This window comes from Haladaptatus sp. W1, from assembly GCF_001723155.1.
Classification (GTDB): domain Archaea; phylum Halobacteriota; class Halobacteria; order Halobacteriales; family Haladaptataceae; genus Haladaptatus; species Haladaptatus paucihalophilus.
The window spans coordinates 1-7185 of record NZ_MEIH01000237.1; the positions used below are offsets into that span (position 1 = coordinate 1).

At 62.4% G+C, this 7185-nt stretch carries 8 protein-coding genes; 2 read left to right on the forward strand and 6 right to left on the reverse strand.

Going from position 1 to position 7185, the window contains the following annotated elements; all coding sequences use genetic code 11:
* Nucleotides 1–1303, forward strand: a 1303-nt coding sequence (locus BG842_RS10470; RefSeq protein ID WP_069450684.1) for a hypothetical protein, incomplete at its 5' end; no start/stop codon positions are given.
* Here the strand turns inward: BG842_RS10470 and BG842_RS29765 are convergent.
* The 4 genes from BG842_RS29765 to BG842_RS10480 form a co-directional block, all read right to left on the reverse strand.
* Complete coding sequence (locus BG842_RS29765; RefSeq protein WP_007980666.1) at nt 1300–1461, reverse strand: hypothetical protein; 162 nt, start codon at nt 1459–1461, stop codon at nt 1300–1302. The two genes, BG842_RS10470 and BG842_RS29765, sit on opposite strands and share 4 nt — an antisense overlap.
* Nucleotides 1462–1501: 40 nt before the next feature.
* A complete protein-coding gene (locus BG842_RS28810; protein ID WP_139136091.1) occupies nt 1502–1726 on the reverse strand; it encodes a hypothetical protein in 225 nt (74 codons plus the stop codon).
* Between the two features lie 364 nt (nt 1727–2090).
* Nucleotides 2091–3881: an asparagine synthase-related protein gene (locus tag BG842_RS10475; RefSeq protein ID WP_069450685.1), complete on the reverse strand. Its 1791-nt coding sequence runs from the start codon at nt 3879–3881 to the stop codon at nt 2091–2093.
* Between the two features lie 105 nt (nt 3882–3986).
* Nucleotides 3987–5852 (reverse strand): bacterio-opsin activator domain-containing protein, encoded by a 1866-nt coding sequence (locus BG842_RS10480; protein ID WP_069450686.1) that lies wholly within the window; start codon nt 5850–5852, stop codon nt 3987–3989.
* Nucleotides 5853–5986: 134 nt separating this feature from the next.
* On the opposite strand from BG842_RS10480, the gene BG842_RS29770 reads away from it, so the two are divergent.
* Nucleotides 5987–6160 carry a hypothetical protein gene (locus BG842_RS29770; protein WP_175424124.1) on the forward strand — a complete coding sequence of 58 codons (174 nt, stop codon included), beginning with the start codon at nt 5987–5989 and terminating at the stop codon, nt 6158–6160.
* 11 nt (nt 6161–6171) lie between these two features.
* On the opposite strand, the gene BG842_RS10485 is transcribed toward BG842_RS29770, so the two are convergent.
* A complete protein-coding gene (locus BG842_RS10485; protein WP_254663057.1) occupies nt 6172–6699 on the reverse strand; it encodes a DUF6789 family protein in 528 nt (175 codons plus the stop codon).
* A gap of 118 nt (nt 6700–6817) precedes the next feature.
* Nucleotides 6818–7185 (reverse strand): Sir2 family NAD-dependent protein deacetylase (locus BG842_RS10490; RefSeq protein ID WP_303645367.1); only part of this gene is annotated, 368 nt, incomplete at its 5' end.

Below are 7185 nucleotides of genomic sequence, written 5' to 3' on the forward strand. Positions count from 1 at the left end.
CAAGGTCGGCAAACGCGGGCGGAAACACGGACTCGGAATCATGGGCATCAGCCAGCGCCCGGCCGACGTGAAAAAGGACTTCATCACGCAGGCGAACTGGCTGGTCTGGCACCGCCTGACGTGGGAAAACGACACGAAAGTCGTCAGCCGAATCGTCGGCAGCGAGTACGGCGAGGAGGTTCCCAACCTGAACGCCGGGGAGGCCTTCGTGCAGACGGACTGGACCGACAGCGGAATTCGGCGCGTGCAGTTCAACCGCAAGCGGACGTTCGACGCGGGCGCGACGCCGGGATTAGACGACTTCGAGCGACCGGAGCTCAAATCCGTCAGCGACGCGCTGATGGAGGATTTGGAGGGAATCACGGAACTACAGGAACAAGAACACGACCGCATTGCCGAACTCGAAAGCCGACTGGAGCGCAAGCAGGAACGAATCGCCGAGTTGGAAAACGAACTGCAGACGGCGCGAGACGTGTCAAACGCGGCGCGAAAGATGGCGAACGCTCTCGCCCACGGCGACCTCGGCGGCCCCGAGGAGTTCGAGGAACGACTCCGGGAGAAAAACGAACGAATCCGGGAGCTCAGAGAGCGCGTCGAGGAACTGGAGAACGAGCAGACGGAACTCCGCTCGTTCGGCGAGTGGAACCGCGATATCGAGGACATCGGGGAACCGGAGAGCCGAGACGACCACGACGATTACGATGACTTCGAGTCGGTCGAATCGGATACGCCGACCGACGCCCACGGAACGGACACCGCCGAACCCGACGGGTCTACCGTCGAATCACCCGAATCCTCCGAACCCACCGACGAAACCGCGACGGCGGGGAAGACGTGGGGAGCGAACGGTTCGGATTCGGAGGGACGAGAGAGCCAGGACGACAAAGGCTCGATAGCGGCCTACCAACGGGCGCTTCGGGAGCGCGGACGGCGACTCGGGGGCGCCGTCTCGAACGATTCGGTTTCCGAAACCGCCTCGCTCGTGGAGTTAGCGAACGCGGACCCCGTTGCGGTACGAATCGACGCTGCACGACGTGAATCGTTGTGCAACGAGGACCACACGTGGGATATCGTCGAGACGCTCGCAACGGACGGACCGATGACCGTCCACGAAATCGCAGCCGCGGTAACGGCGTCCGTCGAACAGATTCAAAGCCTTCTGACGGAGCTACGAAATCGGTCACTCGTCACGCGCAACGACGACCGTCAGTACGGCCTCGACAGGAGGGAGATGATTTCCATCATCACCGACCCCGACGAGCGGGCACATCACAGCGAGCTTCACTCGCAGTGGCGAGATTAACGCCACTCTTCGTCGATTCCGGCGTCGCGTTCCATGTCCACGAGGCCGCGGGGTTGCCACTCGTCGTCCGCCCGGCAGCGGGAGATGAGAGCGATGCCGACCGAGAGGAACACGATGGCGATACCCAGTTCGACGAGCAGGAATACGCCAAGTGTCATCGCCGTCAATACGCGCCACAGCGTCCTCCCTCTTTCGGCGCTATTCGTCCGTCTCCGAGGGAGAGTAGAGGAATCGGAACACACCGGCGACCATCAATCCGGCACCGAGCGCCATCGCGGCGTAATCGATGGTCGTCTCCTCACCGAGAAATCCGGGGAACGCCATAAACACCACCCAGCAGACACCCAGAACGGGAAGGAGCAGAGCTGCAAGTTTGGATTTTGGAGTTTCGGTTGTCGATTTGTCGTCCGTTTGTTGAGCCACTCGTGACCAACCTGTGTCGGCATCACAGCCTGAATGCTTATACGTTACTGTTAGAACGGCCAGTATTTATTAGATTACCCAGGTATGCGCCCAATTCTTAAAAATTATCAAAAATTATAGGGTGTAATACTCTAGATAATTAAGTTCAGAAAACGGCGATCGTCGCACTCCATCGAAATTCGCGAGACGAGTCAAACGAGAGATAGCATCGAGACGACCTAACGAGAGACGGGGCGAAAGGTGCACGAAGACTGGCGACCGAACGCCACGTACCGTCTCATCGCGTACCATGCGTTCGAATCGTTCAATCGGCGACTATTGAACGTTGCTATTCTGATTCAATGCATACAAAATATTTTATATACTATTTGGCTTCGCGCACCTGAACGCGCTGACCCGCACTGGGACGGGCGGCGTCGAGGTGCTTTTGGAGCCAGAGTTCGAGCGTCGTGATCGCCGAAATCGGCTTCAAATGGTCCGTGTGTCCGTCGAGGTGCTCGTGTTGGAGATTCCGAATCGCGTTCGAATCGAAGACCTCGCGGCTACAGGCGTCGTCCAACAGGCCATCGACGAACGACCGCATCGTCGCATTGGTCCGGTACCACCGACCCATCAGACAGGTGTCCGGGCCGGTAAGTCGTTTCTTGACGTTATCGGCGACGAAACCGGCGGCGTGGAGCGCCAACGGCGACGTCGGCGGTCGGTTCGTCCGGTTGTACGGAACCGTGGCGGACGGTCCACCGACTCGCCGCGCCACTTCGAGTTTGAGCGGCGCGACGGCCGACGGAATTCGGCCGCGCGTGCCGGGAATCGACCCGATTCGGTATCGCTGATAGGGCATCCGGGCGACGTGATTCATGAACTCGCCGTCGGCGAAAGGGACGCGGGTTCCGGCCTGACTGCGGTAGAGTCGATTCGACCTGAAGTGGGAATCGGCGAACAGTTCCCAGAGCGCGTCGAGCGTGCGATGTTCTCGCCGAGGTTGCGTGCTCTCCTCGACCACGCGACCGAGCGATTGCGTGGGGGAGATGTCCGACGAGAGGAGGGTTCGAACGTCAGCGGGGGGGAGTTGTCCTTTCTGGGCGACCAGCGCATCGACCGACGACTTGCCGGTCAGATACGACCGATAGAGCACGTCGCCGAAGAACTCGCCTTGGCTGCTTCCTTCGAACAGCACGTCCACCTGTCCCGACACGTCGTTTAGGACGGGCGGAAGGTTGACGAAGAACGACCACTGCAACATCCCGTCCATGATGTCGACACCGCGCTCGATGGTATCGACGAACTCCCCGGCGGAGTACTCACAGAACTGGTTGGGAAGGGAGAGCGATTCGGCGACGCGCGCGGCCCCCGTGCGGTCCTCCTGCGTCGCGGAGTTGTCGTAGGTGAACGTTCGGACGGAACCGATTTCTCGTTTCAAGGCAGCGGCGAGCGTCCTGCTGTCGAGTCCGCCGGAGAGCCACACCCCCGTTCGCCCGTCGATAGTATCGGCGACATTGCCGACCACTCGGCGGTAGCGCCGGACGGCCTCGTCCACGTACCCCTCCTGTGGAGCGATGCCGAAGTCCGGTTCCCAGTATCGATGCGATTCGACGTTACCGTCCTCGTACCGGAGGTACGACGCGGGGCGGAGCGACCGAACATCGCTCACGAGCGTCTTGCGGCCGAACACGTAGCCCATGAACAGCATGTCGCTCACCGCCCGTTCGTCGACCCGCGGGTCGTGGAGCTGTGTGACGAGCGAGGAGAGTTGACTGCCGAACAGGAACCCATCGACGGACGAGTAGTAACACGGCCGCGTCCCGAGTTTATCGCTCGCGACGATGGTAGTCGTACGGTCGGCGGCGACGAGCAGAAACGGACCGCTGAGTTTCGGAAGCGTTCGGTCGGGGTCCGCGAGCACCCGTTCGAAGATATCGGCGGTCGAACAGCCCAGTTCGGCGCGGTTCGATACCACACCGTGGAGCATACCGACGCGCGTGCCGTCCTGCCACGTCGTCCATCCGTTCGGGTCACGGTCGCCGTGATGAACGAGTCCGATTCGACAGTCACCGACGGAGCGTTCCGCGGTCTCGTACCACTCCTCGTCGTCCATTGCGTCGAACATCTCACCGAGTGCTCGACTGCTGACAGTACCACCGATTACGCCGGGCATGGCAGAGATGTTCACGACAGCCTATATTGTTATGAGACGCCTGCCGCGGAAGTAAGCGGTGCATACGCCAGTCCGTAGGATGAGAAAAACGGAATCGGCCACCCCCTACTGCGAGCCGTCGCCGAAGAACTCGGCGCACAGTTTCCGCTCGGCGGCCCGGAGATGTTCGTGGAACGTCGAGCGGGAGATGTTCATCGACTCGGCGAGTTCCTCGCCCGTCACCGGTCGGGGCCAGTCGAAAAAGCCGCTCACGTAGGCCTTCTGAAGCGACGTCAACTGCCGCTCGGTGAGGGTGTCGGTCAGGCTCTCGATGAAGTCCTGTTTGGTCTTCGCCGGGCGTTCGTGGTGTCGATAGGCGAGCAGCTCCGTGCCGGAATACGACTCCTTCAGTCGCTCGATGAGTCCGCGAACGTCGGCATCCTGTGGAAACTCCGCGAGGACGCGGGACTCGTCTGGCGTCGCCGTGATGGTCTGCGTCTTACCGCCGTAATCCGACATCGTGGAGACGAGCGTCCCCGAAGGAAGGACGAACTCGAACACGGTTTCGTCGTCCTGTTCAGCGACCGGTCGCGCGTCGAGCACGTCGTCCCGGTCGTCCACGATATCGAGCACGTCGTCCGGGGCGGCCCCGCGGACCGAGAAGAACGAGACGACCGACCCGTCCTCTCGATTGGTCGATTGGAGGTAGCTGATATCGGCTTCGGCGCGGTCCGCGATATCGACGAAAAAGAGGTCGGAACCGCGGAACGAGAACTCGGCTTCGACCACGCTGTCGGCGATGAGGATGCGGCGCGTTTCGCGGGCGTTGATGGCGCTGCCGATGGCGCGAGCGAGCGAGCGAAGCACGACCTGCTCGCGTTCGTCGAACGCGTCGGCTTTCGTCGCACACACTGCCAGAACGCCGTATTCGGTGTCGTGATAGGAAATCGGAACGGCGGCGACAGCGGCACAGCCCTCGATTCCGAGGGTATCGACCTGTAGATCGCCGGTCTCCAGCGCCTCGGTGACGATGGGGTGGTCGGAGTCGGGGTCACACTCCCCGGCGACGGTCCGCACCTCCACGGCGTCGGTTCGAACGTCGCGGTCGCCGATCCACGCAAAGTTGTATGGTTCGACCTGCGTGACTTGCGTACAGACGGCCGTCTCGATGGCTTCGCGGGTCGGCGCTTCCACGACCGCGCTGGTGACGTCCCCGAGCAGTCCCTCGATTCGTTCGAGCAGGTGTTCGAGTTCGGTGGCGCGGTGGTGGGCGGCCTCCTCGGCGCGCTTTCGCTCCGAGATGTCCGTCTGGAAGCCCACGAAGTGGGTGACGGTCCCCGTCTCGTCACGAATCGGCGCGATGTCCACCCGGTTCCAGAACTCGGAGCCGTCCTTGCGGTAGTTCAGCAGTTCGACCGAAACGGGTTCCTCGGCGTCGATGGCGTCGCGCATCGCGGCGACGGCATCCGCATCCGAGTGTTCCCCTTGGAGGAACCGGCAGTTGTGTCCCTGCACTTCGTCGAAGTCGTACCCGGTCAGTTCCTCGAACGCTTCGTTGACGTACAACAGCGGCTGGTCGCCCGATTCCGCGTCCGCGATGGTGACGCCGACCGGTGCCTCGTTGATGGCTCGCTCCTTCAGGTCGAGTTCCGCGATGACGTCCTCGGTCGCGGCCGGGGTCGGCTCACGGAACAGTACGGTTACGCCGTCCGCGTCGGGATGGGCGGTCGCCTCGTATCGGGGGTCCGTGGCGACGGAAAACGATTCGGTTCGGTCGTTGCGAATCGCCGTCTCGGCGTGGTCGAGAATCGTCTCCCCGACCGCGGTCGGAAGCGCCGCCCGTAGGCGCTCGTCGATTCCGACGCCGAGCAGTTCGCGCGCCGGGTCGTTGAGATACGTGACCCGCCAGTCGGAATCGAGCGCGAGCAGGGGGGTGGAGAGTCGGGAGAGCGCTTGACTCGCCCCCGCGTGACTCTCGTCAGGGATGTCCATACGACACCTAGGGGCCGACGGGAAATAGTAGTTCAGTTATCGGCGACACGTCTCCGACCCGACCCGTTCGCGGTCGTGGATATTTTGTCCCGTTCGCCACGACGTTTTTCAGGCGTCGAACCGTGGCCGTGCGTATGTCGAACACCGTGTCGCTCACGGACGACGACATCAACCGACTGCTCTCGATACTTCGGGAGTACCGAATACAGACGGGGGAGGACGTCTCCGACCTCATCGAAACGTTCGAGGAACACGAACGACGACCCGAACACGAGTACCCGACGTCGATGGAGTCTCCCGACGAGTAGTTCGCAAAAAATCAGACGAGCGTCGTCGGGCGCTTGGAGAGATAATCGAACACGGAACCGAGGGCGAAGCCGTACGCGAAGTGCGCGAGCAGGGTCAACAGCAGGTACAACGCGAGCAGGACCCCGGTGTAGCCGTCGTAGAACGCGAGAACGAACCCCGTCCAGAGGACGAATCCGTAGGGAATCCCCCTCGTCGCGTACGTCTCGCCCGGCAGGTAGGACCCGATGGAGACGAACAGGAGCGGCCACGTGATCATCCCGCCGCCGAGGAAGATGACGTACCCGACGGCCGCTGGATTCGAGGGAAGGAGCACGTCGGCACCTGTGAGCCGCGCCAGGACGGAAAACGAGTTGAGGTCGAACGCGCCGAGGGTCGTCCCGACCAGCAAAACGGCCGTCATGACGGCGGTGCCGACGAGGCCGCCGATGGCACCGATGAACCCGTCCGTGATGATGCCGGAGAGACTGTCGAAATCGGGTTCCGCGACGTCCTCGCCGACCTCGACCTCCACGGTCGCTTGTGTGTCATTATCAACCATGGTAGAGCGTACGACCCGCACCATCAAAAACCGTTCTTCCGTCACGAATCCGAGAGTTCGGGGCGCGGAGACGCGTTCGAACGGTGCGGAACGATGTCGGTGATGCGAAGCGTATCCGTCACTCCACGACGCTCGCCATGAGGTCAGGGAGAACGTCGGTCACGTCCCCGCGAACGTCGAACGCGGCGGTGGGACTGAACGGGGTTTCGTCGAAGTTGATGACGGCCGTCGTCGCTCCGCCGCGGTCGGCGGTTCGCGGGAGCGACGCCGCCGGTTCGACCGTGAGCGACGACCCGATGGCGAGGAACACGTCCGCCCGTTGTGCGTAGCGGCGAGCGCGATAGAGCGTGTCCTCGTCCAACCGCTCACCGAACAACACCACGTCCGGTTTGAAGAGGCCGCCACAGTCGCCACATCGAGGTGGCAGTTCGCCGGATTCGATACGACGACGAACCGGGGCGGCGTCCGTTCGCCGCCCGCACTCTT

Coding starts and splice junctions, on each gene's coding strand:
- BG842_RS29765 (WP_007980666.1), bottom strand. CDS start 1,461: ATGACACTTGGCGTATTCCTGCTCGTCGAACTGGGTATCGCCATCGTG.
- BG842_RS10475 (WP_069450685.1), bottom strand. CDS start 3,881: ATGCCCGGCGTAATCGGTGGTACTGTCAGCAGTCGAGCACTCGGTGAG.
- BG842_RS10480 (WP_069450686.1), bottom strand. CDS start 5,852: ATGGACATCCCTGACGAGAGTCACGCGGGGGCGAGTCAAGCGCTCTCC.
- BG842_RS29770 (WP_175424124.1), top strand. CDS start 5,987: ATGTCGAACACCGTGTCGCTCACGGACGACGACATCAACCGACTGCTC.
- BG842_RS10485 (WP_254663057.1), bottom strand. CDS start 6,699: ATGGTTGATAATGACACACAAGCGACCGTGGAGGTCGAGGTCGGCGAG.